The 14,354-nt window shown below is 50.8% G+C and carries 12 protein-coding genes; 3 read left to right on the top strand and 9 right to left on the bottom strand.

The window, feature by feature from the left end; all coding sequences use genetic code 11:
• Window positions 1-2: 2 nt before the first annotated feature.
• Together INP79_RS10005 and INP79_RS10000 are read left to right on the top strand one after the other, a co-directional pair.
• Complete coding sequence (locus INP79_RS10005; protein ID WP_194754143.1) at window positions 3-1,952, top strand: alpha-amylase family protein; 1,950 nt, start codon at window positions 3-5, stop codon at window positions 1,950-1,952.
• Window positions 1,953-1,978: 26 nt separating this feature from the next.
• Window positions 1,979-2,854 (top strand): mechanosensitive ion channel family protein, encoded by an 876-nt coding sequence (locus INP79_RS10000; protein ID WP_194754142.1) that lies wholly within the window; start codon window positions 1,979-1,981, stop codon window positions 2,852-2,854.
• Between the two features lie 44 nt (window positions 2,855-2,898).
• Here INP79_RS10000 and INP79_RS09995 read toward each other — a convergent pair whose 3' ends face one another.
• The 5 genes from INP79_RS09995 to rlmE form a co-directional block, all read right to left on the bottom strand.
• Complete coding sequence (locus INP79_RS09995) at window positions 2,899-3,378, bottom strand: hypothetical protein (protein ID WP_194754141.1); 480 nt, start codon at window positions 3,376-3,378, stop codon at window positions 2,899-2,901.
• A 15-nt stretch (window positions 3,379-3,393) separates the two neighbouring features.
• The gene (gene glmM / locus INP79_RS09990) at window positions 3,394-4,746 is read right to left on the bottom strand and encodes a phosphoglucosamine mutase (protein ID WP_194754140.1); all 1,353 of its coding nucleotides are present in this window, start codon (window positions 4,744-4,746) and stop codon (window positions 3,394-3,396) included.
• Window positions 4,747-4,786: 40 nt separating this feature from the next.
• Window positions 4,787-5,611, bottom strand: coding sequence for a dihydropteroate synthase (folP, locus tag INP79_RS09985; RefSeq protein WP_194754139.1), 825 nt, complete (start codon window positions 5,609-5,611; stop codon window positions 4,787-4,789).
• Between the two features lie 93 nt (window positions 5,612-5,704).
• Window positions 5,705-7,615, bottom strand: coding sequence for an ATP-dependent zinc metalloprotease FtsH (gene ftsH, locus INP79_RS09980; protein ID WP_194754138.1), 1,911 nt, complete (start codon window positions 7,613-7,615; stop codon window positions 5,705-5,707).
• Between the two features lie 146 nt (window positions 7,616-7,761).
• On the bottom strand, window positions 7,762-8,382 hold the full coding sequence (gene rlmE, locus INP79_RS09975) for a 23S rRNA (uridine(2552)-2'-O)-methyltransferase RlmE (protein ID WP_194754137.1): 621 nt from the start codon (window positions 8,380-8,382) through the stop codon (window positions 7,762-7,764).
• 55 nt (window positions 8,383-8,437) lie between these two features.
• Here rlmE and yhbY point away from each other — a divergent pair, with 55 nt between their 5' ends.
• On the top strand, window positions 8,438-8,746 hold the full coding sequence (gene yhbY, locus INP79_RS09970; protein WP_194754136.1) for a ribosome assembly RNA-binding protein YhbY: 309 nt from the start codon (window positions 8,438-8,440) through the stop codon (window positions 8,744-8,746).
• Window positions 8,747-8,810: 64 nt separating this feature from the next.
• On the opposite strand, the gene INP79_RS09965 is transcribed toward yhbY, so the two are convergent.
• The 4 genes from INP79_RS09965 to carA form a co-directional block, all read right to left on the bottom strand.
• The gene (locus INP79_RS09965; RefSeq protein ID WP_194754135.1) at window positions 8,811-9,266 is read right to left on the bottom strand and encodes a DUF4149 domain-containing protein; all 456 of its coding nucleotides are present in this window, start codon (window positions 9,264-9,266) and stop codon (window positions 8,811-8,813) included.
• A gap of 12 nt (window positions 9,267-9,278) precedes the next feature.
• Window positions 9,279-9,761 (bottom strand): transcription elongation factor GreA, encoded by a 483-nt coding sequence (gene greA, locus INP79_RS09960; protein WP_194754134.1) that lies wholly within the window; start codon window positions 9,759-9,761, stop codon window positions 9,279-9,281.
• 92 nt (window positions 9,762-9,853) lie between these two features.
• Window positions 9,854-13,069 (bottom strand): carbamoyl-phosphate synthase large subunit, encoded by a 3,216-nt coding sequence (gene carB, locus INP79_RS09955; protein ID WP_194754133.1) that lies wholly within the window; start codon window positions 13,067-13,069, stop codon window positions 9,854-9,856.
• Window positions 13,069-14,208 (bottom strand): glutamine-hydrolyzing carbamoyl-phosphate synthase small subunit, encoded by a 1,140-nt coding sequence (carA, locus tag INP79_RS09950; protein WP_194754132.1) that lies wholly within the window; start codon window positions 14,206-14,208, stop codon window positions 13,069-13,071. The genes carB and carA overlap by 1 nt, the downstream gene beginning before the upstream one ends.
• Between the last annotated feature and the right edge of the window lie 146 nt (window positions 14,209-14,354).

The raw sequence follows: 14,354 nt of genomic DNA, 5'->3' as shown, positions 1-14,354 counted from the left end.
TTATGTATGAGCAAATTTCGCATTCTTTGCTGAACGACATCCTGACGCAATGCAAGCAACCCAAAGGCGAAGATTGGCAGCATTTCTATACCCGGCTTGGCGCCAATTTTTATGCCATACACTCCCTGTTTCAACACTTGTATGGCCAACGCGAAGACTTTAAAGCACAGCTGGGCAAGCTGGTGACCTTGCTGACGCAGCAATACGCACAACGGGCCGCACACCTGAGAGCCAAGGATCTCGAACGCGAAAAGAACCATGACTGGTTCATGCAGCAAAAGTGGGTAGGCATGGCCATGTATTGCCAGGGCTTTGCTGGCAACCTGGCCAATATGCGTGAAAAATTGCCTTACCTGCAAGAACTAGGCATTAACCTGCTGCATATTTTGCCGATTTGTGACTGCCCTGAGTTACAGAATGATGGCGGCTATGCTGTGCGTGACTTCAGGCAGGTCGATGCGCGTAACGGCAGCATGGCAGACCTGGAACAGTTAATCGCCGCCATGCAACAATCTGAGATGCTGCTGACGCTGGATGTGGTGGTCAACCACACCTCGGATGAACACGCCTGGGCCAAACAGGCCAAGCTTGGCGATCAGCAGTATCAGGACTACTACTATATGTACCCTGACCGTACGATCCCGGATATGTTCGAGGCCGCCATGCCAGAAGTATTTCCCGAAAATGCGCCGGGCAGTTTTACCTGGAACCCAGACACCGGTAAATGGGTGATGACGGTGTTCAACCAATATCAATGGGACCTCAACTACAGCAACCCGGCGGTCCTGGTTGAAATGGTAGACATCATTTTATTCTGGGCCAATAAAGGTGTGGATATTCTGCGCCTGGATGCCGTGGCTTTTTTATGGAAGAAAATAGGCAGTAGCTGCCAGAATGAACGCGAAGCACACCTGATTCTGCAATTGCTCAAGGACTGTTGCCAGGTCACTGCCCCCGGCGTGATTTTCATTGCCGAAGCGATTGTGGCACCGATAGAAATTATCAAATATTTTGGCGAGGACGCCATTAATGCCAAAGAATGCGAAATCGCCTATAACGCCACCTTGATGGCACTGCTGTGGGATGCGGTTGCCACCAAGCAGACCGTGCTACTAACCAAAGGCGTGGAAGACCTGCCGGAGAAACTGGACCGTGCGACCTGGCTCAATTACGTACGCTGCCATGACGACATCGGCCTCGGTTTTAGCGACCAGGCCATTATTGCCGCCGGATTCGAGCCCGTCTCCCACCGCCGCTTCCTGGTCGACTATTACACCGGCCATTACCCTGAATCCAATGCGCGTGGCTTTGCCTTTGGCGTGAATAAAAAAACGGGGGATGCCAGAATCTCTGGTGCGCTCGCTTCACTGGCCGGACTGGAAACTGCCCTCGCCAACCAGGATCAGCCTGCGATAGACAACGCTGTCCTCACGATCGTCTTGCTGCATAACCTGATCATGTCGTTTGGCGGCATTCCGCTGCTTTACTATGGCGACGCCGTCGGCACCTTGAATAATGACAGTTATCTGCAAGATGAAAACAAAATGCACGATAACCGCTGGGTACACCGGCCAACACTGGATTGGGAGGTGCTAGCACTGAAAAATGAACCAGGCAGCGTGCAACAGCGGCTGTTCAGTCAAATCAAGCAACTGATTGCTATCCGCAAGGAAATTTCCGCTTTTGCCGATTTAAATAACCGCGAACTAATCGCGCTTGATAATCCACATTTATTCGCTTTTCATCGTTATGTGCAAACTGGCATGCATCCCAAAGTCGTGGTCATTGCCAATTTTGATACGGCACCCCAAACTGCGCCTTTGCAGGCATTTAGGCAAAAAGGCTTGTTTAAAACCCCGGTCTTGACTGAGTTATATAGTGGTCAAACACTGCCTACCGATACAGACAGCATCACCATCCCACCCTTAACCGCTTACTGGTTATCGACTTAAATCACTTGAAAGGAATATAAAACACAATGTCTTGGCTTACTTATTTGGGCATCGAAAATCCGACTGAAATGCTGGCACTGGTTAAAACCCTGCTCCGTATTTTTGTCATTGTCGGCATCGCCTACTTTCTCAACCGCCTAAGCAAACAACTGATTGTCAAACTCAGGGACCAATTGAACGCACGCAGTGCTGACAATACTGAAGAGATTAAGCGCATGAATACGCTGAGCATGGTGCTGCGTTACATCGTTACCACCGTGATCATGGCCATTACCATTGTCGAAATACTGCATGAATTAGGTATCTCCATCGCGCCCGTACTGGCGGCCGCAGGCGTTGTCGGCTTGGCGGTCGGCTTTGGCGCACAAAGCCTGGTCAAGGATTACTTCAATGGCTTTTTCCTGCTGCTGGAAAACCAGATCCGTAAAGATGATGTGGTTGAGATTGCCAATAAATCAGGCCTGGTGGAGGAAATTACACTACGTTATATCAAGATGCGTGATTACGAAGGCAATGTGCATTATGTGCCCAATGGCCAGATCACTACCGTCACCAACCGCTCACGCGATTTTGCCTATGCCGTGATGGATATCCGCGTCGGCTACGACGAAAATATCGCCAAGGTCATGCAGATCATGCACGAGGTCGGCGCCAGCATTCTGCAGGATACGCAATTGCAGGACAAAGTACTGGATAAGCTGGATATTGCCGGGGTCGACAATCTGGCAGAATCTGCAGTGATTATCCGCTGCCGCATGAAGGTGCGACCTTTGGAACAATGGGCGATCAAGCGTGAATATTTAAAACGGATTAAAAACGCATTCGATGCACAACAGATTGAAATTCCATTCCCGCATCTCACTGTTTATCAAGGCCCAACGGCCGAGCCGCTTGCGGCTTAATAAAAAAGCGGGCACCCTGCCCGCTTCACCATGCCCGTTTTTTATTACCGCTGAGCTTGCCGTTTTTGCCTGTAACGGTAGGCCAGCAGAATGATGATGCCTGCCACATTTGGCCACCAGATATACCAGTGAGACCAGGGAATACCATCGACTTTAAAATCTGAAATCGGCCAGAACATGGGCGTGGCAAAGTATTGCAAACTATGGAACGGGAAATCCAGTGTGATATGAAACGGCCAGGCAAGCATGGCAAAGGCAATATCTTTACGCCAAACAGCCACCAGGCCGATCACGACAAAGGCAATCACAAAGCTGTGGCCAACCGTGTAAGCCGGGTAAATCCAGCTGGGTAAGGTAGCCAGTGCGGGTTTGCCGAAGCTGTAATTGCCTTCTATGACCCGCAGTAACAATAAGGCACCGAAAGAAATCAGGTCAGGCATGGCCCCCATAAGCGCAGCAAATTTGGGATATTTGCGAAAACCAAACAGGCCATATCCCCATAAAGCGTGACTAAAGGTGTCCATGCATGCCTCCTGAAATTAAGCAGCCAGCTGGCGGATGACCTCGGCAAGCTGTTCTGCCTGTGCTTGCACCAGGCCCTGATTCAAACCTTCGACCATGACGCGGATTTTGGGCTCGGTGCCAGACGCACGCAGCAATACGCGGCCTTCACCATTCAAGGTGGTTTCCGCCTGCTTGACGGCAGTTTGTACGGCATCCTGGTTCAAATCCAGCTTTTGTTTGGTGGTGACATTAATCAGCACTTGCGGATACAAGGTCAAGTCTGCGCCCAGTTGCTGTAGTGTTTTACCACTTTCACGCACGGATTGCAGCACTTGCAACGCCGCAATAATGGCATCGCCACTTGTATGTTTATCCAGCGTCAGGATATGGCCGGAATTCTCGCCGCCCAGTTTCCAGTTTTTATCTTGCAATAATTCCAGCACATAACGATCACCGACTTTGGCGCGGCCAAACGGAATCTGATGTTTTTGCAGGGCATGTTCCAGGGCCAGATTGGTCATCAAGGTACCGGCGACGCCCCCTTTGAGCTTGCCTTTGGCATACAGGCCCATGGCGATGATATACAGCAACTGGTCGCCATCGAGCAGGTTGCCTGCACCATCCACCATCATCACACGGTCGCCATCGCCGTCAAAAGCAATGCCGAGGTCGGCTTGATGCTCAACCACGGCTTTTTGCAAGGCCTGCGGATGCGTGGAACCCACGCCCTCATTAATATTGAGACCATCCGGCTGGTTGCCAATGGCAATCACATCGGCACCTAGCTCATGGAATACCGGCGGTGCCACATGGTAAGTCGCGCCATGCGCGCAATCCAACACGATCTTGAGGCCACGCAAATCGAGATGATTAGGAAAAGTACTTTTACAGAATTCGACATAACGGCCAGCGGCATCATCGACGCGCTTGGCCTTGCCTAATTGCGCTGACTCCATGACCTGCATGGGTTTAACCAACTCAGCTTCAATCGCATGCTCAATGTCATCTGGTAACTTGGTGCCTTGGGCGGAGAAGAACTTGATGCCGTTATCGTAATACGGATTATGCGAAGCCGAAATCACAATCCCAGCCTGTGCACGCAAGGCACGCGTCAGGTAAGCCACCGCAGGCGTTGGCATGGGCCCGGTCAGCAACACATCCACCCCCGCTGCCGACAAGCCAGCTTCCAGTGAAGCCTCCAGCATATAGCCAGAAATGCGCGTGTCCTTACCAATCAGCACCGTTGGGCGTTTGCCTGCGGGCAAATGCTCATGACTGGCTAATACGCGCCCGGCAGCATAGCCCAGCTTCATCACGAATTCGGGGGTAATCACCGACTCACCCACACGACCACGAATACCATCGGTGCCAAAATACTGTTTACTCATCGCTCTTATCCTTCTCTTGCCTATTCTTTTGTATATATGTTTATTGCAATGCTGACACGACCTTAAGTGCTTCAACGGTCGCCTTGACATCATGCACACGTAATAAATGTGCACCCTGCATGGCACTGATTACCGCTGCAGCCACGCTGGCATGCAAGCGTGCATCGACATCATTACCGGTCATTTGCCCTAAGACTGATTTACGCGACAATCCGACCAGTAAAGGACAATCCAGGTCCAGCAACTGGGGTAAGGCTTTGGCTAATGCAATATTGTGCGCACGGGTTTTACCAAAACCAAAGCCAGGGTCCAGCATGATACGTTCCTGCGCAATGCCCGCAGCCAGGCATGCATCCCGTTGTTCGTGTAAAAACTGTTTTACCTCAGCCACTACATCCTCATAATGCGGTTCGAGTTGCATGGTTTGCGGTGTGCCCTGCATGTGCATAATACACACACCGACATCACTGTTAGCCACGGCCTCTAAGGCCCCCGCCTCCTGCAAGCCACGCACGTCATTGACCATGCTGGCGCCTGCGGCAATCGCGGCACGCATGACCTCGGGTTTGTAAGTGTCTATCGAAATCGGCACAGGAATATCGCGCGCAACCAATGCTTCAATCACCGGGATCACGCGCTGCAGCTCTTCCGACAACGGCACTGGCGTCGCATTCGGCCGCGTAGACTCACCACCAATATCCAGCACTGCAGCGCCCTGCTCTATCAGAGTCAAGGCATGTGCCACGGCAAAATCCACCTGGTTAAACTGGCCACCATCGGAGAAAGAGTCTGGCGTGACATTGATAATCCCCATGACCTTGGGCGTATCCAAATCGAGGCGAAAACGGCCACAGTGAAATTGCATGTGCGATTGATTTTCCAAAAAATAAAGGCTGGCAAATGCCAGCCTTGTTATTTTAACTGAAAGCCCGGTTGCAAAATACCCGGTGAATCAATGTTAGGGATTACTTTCAGTGTCATCACCTTTTGCCGTGGGTTGCGGCGTCGGGTTTACCATGGTGCCTGACCCACTACCACCTGAGCTCACAGTTGGGCCATTTTTAGGCTTAGGTGCACGCACTGGCAAACCAGCCATAATGTCATTCACCTGATCGGCATCAATGGTTTCAAATTCCATCAAGGCTTTGGTCATGGCTTCAACTTTATCGCGGTTGTCTTCCAGCAATTTGCGGGCGATACCATATTGCTCGTCCAGAATGCGGCGGATTTCAGCATCCACTTTTTGCTGAGTGGCTTCAGACACCGTACGCGAAGACATGCTGCCCATCCATGAGTCTTGCTCGCTACCGGCATACACCATCGTACCCAGCGTATCAGACATCCCGAACTTGGTCACCATATCGCGTGCCATTTTCGTGGCACGTTCAAAGTCGTTCGACGCACCGGTAGACATCTGATTCATAAAAATTTCTTCGGCAATACGGCCACCGAACAAAATCGAAATATCTTCCAGCATCTTGTCTTTGTAGTTGCTGATACGGTCATGCTCAGGCAACTGCCAGGTCAGGCCCAACGCCCAGCCACGCGGCATAATCGTCACTTTGTGTACCGGGTCAGCCTTAGGCAGCAACTTGGCAACGACCGCATGGCCAGATTCGTGATAAGCCGTATTCAAACGCTCCTCTTCACGCATGACCATAGACTTTCGCTCAGGACCCATGAAGATTTTGTCTTTGGCATCTTCAAAATCCTGCATGTCGACAGTACGCTTGTTACGGCGCGCAGCAAACAAGGCTGCTTCATTCACCAGGTTAGCCAAGTCCGCACCGCTGAAACCAGGTGTACCACGGGCAAGGATGTCCGCTTTCACGTCCGGATCAATCGGCACCTTACGCATATGCACATTCAGAATCTGCTCGCGGCCTTTAATATCTGGCAAGCCCACCATCACCTGACGGTCAAAACGGCCTGGGCGCAGCAAAGCTTTGTCCAACACATCGGCACGGTTAGTCGCAGCAATCACAATCACGCCGGAGTTGGCTTCAAAACCATCCATCTCCACCAGCATCTGGTTCAGGGTTTGTTCACGTTCATCATTACCACCGCCAGTACCGGCACCACGATGGCGGCCAACGGCGTCGATTTCGTCAATAAACACGATACAAGGCGAGTTTTTCTTGGCGGTTTCAAACATGTCACGCACACGCGCAGCACCGACACCGACAAACATTTCTACAAAGTCAGAACCGGAGATACTGAAGAACGGTACTTTAGCCTCACCCGCAATGGCGCGTGCCAGCAAAGTTTTACCTGTCCCTGGCGGGCCAACCATCAATACGCCACGTGGAATACGGCCACCCAGTTTCTGGAATTTGCTTGGGTCTTTGAGGAACTCAACCAGCTCGGCCACTTCTTCCTTGGCTTCATCGCAACCGGCCACATCAGCAAACGTCGTGCTGTTGTTGGATTCATCTAATTGACGCGCCTTGCTCTTGCCAAATGAGAATGGACCACCGCCCTTGCCGCCACCTTGCATCTGGCGCATAAAGAAAATCCAGACGCCGATCAGGAGAATCATCGGGAACCAGGAAACGAAGATGCTCATGAGCATGGATTCATGCTCTTCTGGTTTGGCTTCGACGATCACATTGTTTTTCAGCAGGTCAGACACCAGCCATGGATCAGAAGGCGTGAAGGTATCGTAGTTTTTACCTTCGTTGGTCGTCACATGTAATGAGCGGCCATCAATCTGGACTTTTGCAACACGGCCATCCCTGACCTCTTGCATAAACTGTGAGTAAACCACTTGACCACTACTTCTGCCGGTGCCGTTAAATTGATTAAATACCGTCATCAGCAACAAGGCGATCGCTACCCAAATCGCGATATTTTTCAATAGATTATTCAAGGTGGTTCCTTAATTTAAAATCGAAAGGCAGGGAAGTCCCTATCTGGAACAATGGAGGCAAAACCAAACTTTTCAAGCCTTTGATGGCATTGTATACCCAATTTTTTGCTTATGCGACGAAACTAAACGCAAAAAAGCATTGCAATTCAAGGTTTACGTTGCAATCCCAGCAAATACACTTCACTGCTGCGATCACGCGAGGCTTTAGGTTTACGTGTCACCACTTTTTCAAATTGGCCACGCATTTGCTTCACAATTTCGTCAAACCCGCTGCCAATAAATACTTTGACCAGGAAATTGCCCCCCGGTTTCAGCCATTGCTGACAAAAATCCAGCGCCAGCTCGGTGAGGTAGGTCGCGCCCGCTTGGTCAACATCTTTCAACCCACTCATATTCGGCGCCATATCGGCAATCACCAGATCCACCGGTTTGCCATTGAGTGAAGCCTCCAGTTGCTTGAGCACCACCTCTTCACGAAAATCGCCGCAAATAAACTCCACGCCGGGAATCGGGTGCATCTCCAGAATATCCAGCGCAATCACCCGCCCCTGCCCTTTGATACGTTGCACCGCGACCTGTGACCAGCTCCCTGGAGTGGAACCCAGGTCAACCACTGTCATGCCGGGCTTGATCAGTTTGTCTTTGTCATCGATTTCCAGCAACTTATACGCAGCGCGTGCGCGATAGCCTTCTTTTTGCGCGCGTTTCACGAACTCGTCGTTCAAATGTTCCTGCATCCAGGCTTTGCTGGTTTTAGAGGGTTTCATAGGGGGAATTCCTGCTTCATGCTAAAATACTGATTGTTATCAAGGAAATTTTTGCATGCAATTAAACAGCAAACAAATCGCTTATTTACGTGGCCTGGCACACAATTTAAACCCGGTTGTCATGATAGGCAACAATGGCCTGACAGACGCCGTCTTAAAAGAAATTGATGTCAGCCTCAACGCGCACGAACTGATTAAAGTACAAGTGGCCGGCGATGATCGCGAACTACGCAAATCATTGCTGAATGACATTGCAGATAAAACCAGTGCAATTGCCGTGCACCACATTGGCAAACAATTGGTGTTTTACCGCGCCAGCGAAACGGTTAAGGCGTCTGCCAAGATCGTGATTCCGAAGCTGTAACACCAGTCTTTCAAATGACTATGAATAAAAAACGCGCTACTCAAAGCGCGTTTTTTATTTGTCTCTAACTGGACTTAATCACCAGCCAGACACCTAGTAAACATTCCACCAGGTAGGCAATGCTGGCAATACCGTGCCAGGTTTTAAAACGGCTGGCAAACACGCTTTGCATCACATCATTTGGCAAGGCACTGGCTTTTAGCTGCGCCAGCAGCGGCTGTATGCCAAACTCGCCGATCAACACCAGCACCCACATCAGGAACACCACCCAGAACAAGCCCTGCTTGAACGCGGAGAAGCCATCATTTGCCAGGCGCTGAATCAGCAACCATAAGCCACTGGCCAAACCGATATAGCTGACAATGCTGAACAGTTTGCCAGCCACCAGACCCGCCAATTGCCGATCTGGAATGGTCTGGAACAAGACACTGGCGGTGATAGCCGTCATCCATAATGCCCCTACCCACGCCGTCAATAACAGTGGTGTAATCCAACCGCTCAGTCCTGCTTGTTTGGCCATGGCCATGCACTCCTAAATATAGAGTACTTCAATAATTTCGTACTCTTTCACCCCACCTGGTGACTGCACTTCAACCACTTCGCCTTCGGACTTGCCAATCAGGCCACGCGCAATTGGCGAGCTGACAGAAATCTTGCCATTTTTGATGTCAGCTTCATCTTCGCCAACGATCTGATAGGTTTTGGCATCGCCTGAATCCAGGTCCTCAAAACGTACGGTTGCACCAAACACGACGCGGCCTTCCGCGTTCAACATGGTTGGATCAATGATTTGCAAATTAGACAGCTTACCTTCCAGCTCGGAGATACGGCCTTCAATAAAGCTCTGACGCTCTTTGGCAGATTCGTATTCAGCATTCTCGGACAAGTCACCCTGCGCACGCGCTTCAGCAATTGCCTGGATAATATTCGGGCGATCTACCGCACGCAAACGTTGCAATTCTTCTTTGAGCAATTCTGCACCAAGCACGGTGACAGGAATTTGATGTACTGCCATGTTGAAATACCTTCAAAAAATGAGTATAAAAAAAATAAACCACACCCGAATGAGCGTGGCTTATTTCAAATATCAATTAAGCCAAGTTTAAGTTAAGCAAGGCGTTTGTGCAAGTCTTGCACAGAATAGACATTCATGTCCTTGCTTTGCGCCATGCCGATACACGCGGCGCGTGCACCTGCCAGGGTCGTGTAGTAGGTGACCTTGTTTTGCAGGGCGCTGCGACGAATCTCATAAGAGTCGGTAATGGCTTTCTTATCTTCAGTCACATTGACAATCAAGCTGATCTCATCGTTCTTGATCATATCTACAATGTGCGGCCTGCCTTCAGCCACTTTATTCACTGGCGACACGTCCAAACCTTGTTCTGACAGGGCACGAGCCGTACCTTTAGTCGCCACTAGGGTAAAGCCCAGTTTGACCAGGTCTTTGGCGATGTCGATTACTTTGGCATGGTCTTCGTTGCGCACGCTGATAAATGCCTTGCCGCCAGTTGGCATTTTCACGGAAGCACCCAGTTGTGATTTCACAAATGCTTCAGCAAAGGTCGTACCCACGCCCATGACTTCACCGGTAGATTTCATTTCTGGTCCCAGAATGGTATCTACCCCCGGGAACTTGATGAATGGGAACACGGCTTCTTTGACTGAGTAATAAGGTGGCACCACTTCTTTGGTCACCCCTTGTGATTTCAGTGATTGGCCAGCCATGCAACGCGCGGCAATCTTCGCCAGTTGCAAGCCACAGGCCTTGGAGACAAACGGCACCGTGCGTGAGGCACGCGGGTTCACTTCCAGCACATAAACGACTTCGCCCTGCTCGGTATTCTGCACGGCAAACTGCACGTTCATCAGCCCCTTCACGCCCAACGCTTTGGCCATTTGCACGGTTTGCTTGCGCAACTCGTCCTGCAGGCTGTCGCTCAGGCTGTAAGGTGGCAATGAACAGGCAGAGTCGCCTGAGTGCACACCGGCTTGCTCCACGTGCTGCATGATACCGCCGATCAACACGTCTTCACCGTCGCTCAATGCATCCACGTCGACTTCAATTGCGTCATTGAGGAAACGATCCAGTAATACCGGGGATTCGTTAGACACTTTTACCGCCTCGCGCATATAGCGCTCGAGCTGGCTTTGCTCATGCACGATTTCCATTGCACGGCCACCCAATACATAAGATGGACGTACCACCAATGGATAACCAATCTCAGTCGCCAGGCGAATCGCCTCTTCTGGCGCACGTGCAGTACGGTTAGGTGGCTGTTTCAGGTTGAGGTTGTGCAACATCTGCTGGAAACGCTCACGGTCTTCCGCACGGTCAATCGCGTCTGGAGTGGTACCAATGATAGGCACACCGGCTTTTTCCAGGTCACGCGCTAATTTCAATGGCGTTTGACCACCGTATTGCACAATCACGCCCACCGGTTTTTCAATATTGACGATCTCGAGTACATCTTCCAACGTGACTGGCTCGAAGTACAAACGGTCAGAAGTATCGTAATCGGTAGAAACCGTCTCCGGGTTACAGTTCACCATAATGGTTTCGTAACCATCTTCGCGCATGGCGAAAGCCGCGTGTACACAGCAATAGTCAAACTCAATACCCTGGCCAATACGGTTAGGGCCACCGCCCAATACCATGATCTTTTTGTTATTGGTTGGCTGTGATTCGCACTCTTCTTCATAAGTGGAATACATATACGCCGTGTTGGTGGCGAACTCTGCCGCACAGGTATCCACGCGCTTGTACACCGGACGCACATTCAGCGCCTGGCGGAACGCGCGCACTGCGTGCTGATCGGTGTTGAGCAATTTAGCCAAACGGCGGTCAGAGAAGCCTTTACGTTTCAGCCTGAACAAAGTTTCCTTGTTCAAATCTGCCAATGATTTTACTGACAGCGACTGCTCCAACTTGATGATTTCTTCAATCTGCACCAGGAACCAGCGATCGATTTTTGTGATGTCGAAAATCTCGGCAACGCTCATGCCCAAACGGAAGGCGTCAGCCACATACCAGATACGCTCAGGACCTGGCTCGCCCATTTCCTTGACGATGCGGTCTTTGTCATCGGTCACAGAATCCAGGCCATCTACGCCCACTTCCAGGCCACGCAGGGCTTTCTGGAAGGATTCCTGGAAACTACGTCCCATGGCCATGACTTCGCCCACAGACTTCATCTGTGTGGTCAAGCGACTATCAGCCTGCGGGAATTTCTCGAACGCAAACCGTGGCACTTTGGTGACCACATAATCAATCGACGGCTCAAACGAAGCCGGCGTCTGACCGCCCGTAATTTCATTGCGTAACTCGTCCAGGGTAAAACCCACCGCCAGCTTGGCGGCCACTTTGGCAATCGGGAAACCCGTGGCTTTAGAAGCCAGGGCGGATGAACGCGACACACGCGGGTTCATTTCGATCACGATCATGCGACCATCATCCGGGTTGATGGCGAACTGCACGTTAGAGCCGCCGGTATCCACACCGATTTCACGTAGCACTGCCAAAGAGGCATTACGCATGATCTGGTATTCTTTGTCGCTCAAAGTTTGCGCTGGCGCCACGGTGATACTGTCGCCAGTATGCACACCCATCGGATCCAGGTTTTCAATTGAGCAGATGATGATGCAGTTGTCCGCTTTATCGCGCACCACTTCCATCTCATACTCTTTCCAACCCAGCAGAGACTCTTCAATCAGCAATTCGTTAGTTGGTGAAGCATCCAGGCCACGCTCGCAAATCGCGATAAACTCCTCGCGGTTATAAGCAATCCCGCCGCCGCTGCCACCCATGGTGAATGAAGGGCGGATAATCGCCGGGTAACCAATGGTCGCCTGCACTTGCAAGGCTTCTTCCAGGCTATGCGCAATGGCAGAGCGTGCAGAACCCAAGCCAATTTTGGTCATGGCTTCTTTAAATTTCTGGCGGTCTTCCGCTTTATCAATGGCCTCTTTAGAAGCACCAATCAGCTCGACATTGAATTTTTGCAAGACGCCATGCTTGTCCAAGTCCAACGCACAGTTGAGTGCAGTTTGGCCGCCCATGGTTGGCAGCAAAGCATCAGGACGCTCTTTTTCGATGATTTTTTCCACCATCTGCCAGGTGATTGGCTCGATGTAGGTTGCGTCGGCCATTTCCGGGTCGGTCATGATGGTCGCCGGATTGGAGTTTACCAGAATGACGCGGTAACCTTCTTCACGCAAAGCCTTACAGGCTTGCGCACCAGAATAGTCGAACTCACAGGCCTGCCCAATGACAATGGGACCGGCACCGATAATCAGAATACTTTTAATGTCAGTTCTTTTTGCCATTAGATGGACTTTCTTTCTTGCATTAACTGGATAAAGCGGTCAAACAACACGCTCATTTCTTGCGGGCCAGGGCTCGCTTCCGGATGACCCTGGAAGCTAAAAGCTGGCTTGTCTGTACGTGTAATCCCTTGCAGGCTGCCATCGAACAAGGACACATGCGTCACCTTGACATTAGCTGGCAAGGTGGCAGGATCAGCCGCAAAACCATGGTTCTGGCTGGTAATGTAAACGCGTTTGCTTTCAACGTCTTGTACCGGATGGTTAGCACCGTGGTGACCAAACTTCATCTTCAAGGTTTTAGCGCCGCTCGCGAGGGCCAGCAACTGGTGGCCCAGGCAAATACCAAAAGTCGGGATACCGGTATCAACCAATGTTTTAATCGCGCTAATCGCGTAATCGCATGGTTCCGGATCACCAGGGCCGTTAGACAGGAAAATACCATCAGGTTTGTAGGCCAGGGCTTGTTCAGCAGTGGCCTGCGCTGGCAAGACGGTGACTTTACAGCCACGTGAAACCAGCATGCGCAAAATGTTACGTTTGACACCGTAGTCAAAGGCCACCACATTAAACTGCGCGTCAGCCGTTTTGCTGAAGCCAGAGCCCAATTGCCACTCAGCTTCTGTAAACTCATAAGGCTGGGTACAGCTGACCACTTTGGCCAGGTCCATACCTGCCAGGCCTGGGAAACCATTGGCCAGGGCCAGGGCTTGCGCTTCATCAACTGATTCACCCGCCATGATACAGCCAGCCTGAGCGCCTTTTTCGCGCAGAATACGGGTCAGTTTGCGGGTATCGATATCAGCAATGGCCACCACATTATTGGCATTGAGATAATCGGAGAGATTTTGTTCACTGCGGAAATTGCTTTCCAATAAGGGCAAGTCACGAATAATCAGACCCGCAGCATAGACTTTGCCTGACTCGACATCTTCACTATTGGTACCGTAGTTACCAATGTGCGGATAAGTCAGTGTCACAATTTGTTCGGTGTAGGATGGATCAGTCAGAATTTCCTGATATCCGGTGATAGATGTATTGAACACCACTTCACCGACCGTATGACCGGAAGCGCCAATGCTAATGCCCTTAAAAACAGTTCCATCTGCTAACACTAAAATCGCTGGAATTGTTTTTGACACCTTTAGCTCCTTAAGTTTGATACGAAACACATCGTTTAGAGGGTTCATCGCATCGCCAGAAACCGGGTTCAAGCTGCGGTGAATAGATGTGCAAAACGGGAAAAGCTTTTTGGACTCTTCCCGTTCAGAATTAAAGCATTATAGCG

This window comes from Methylophilus sp. QUAN, assembly GCF_015354445.1.
Taxonomy (GTDB): domain Bacteria; phylum Pseudomonadota; class Gammaproteobacteria; order Burkholderiales; family Methylophilaceae; genus Methylophilus.
The sequence above is the reverse complement of the archived record's forward strand: the minus strand, read 5'-3'. Positions and strand labels throughout refer to the sequence as shown.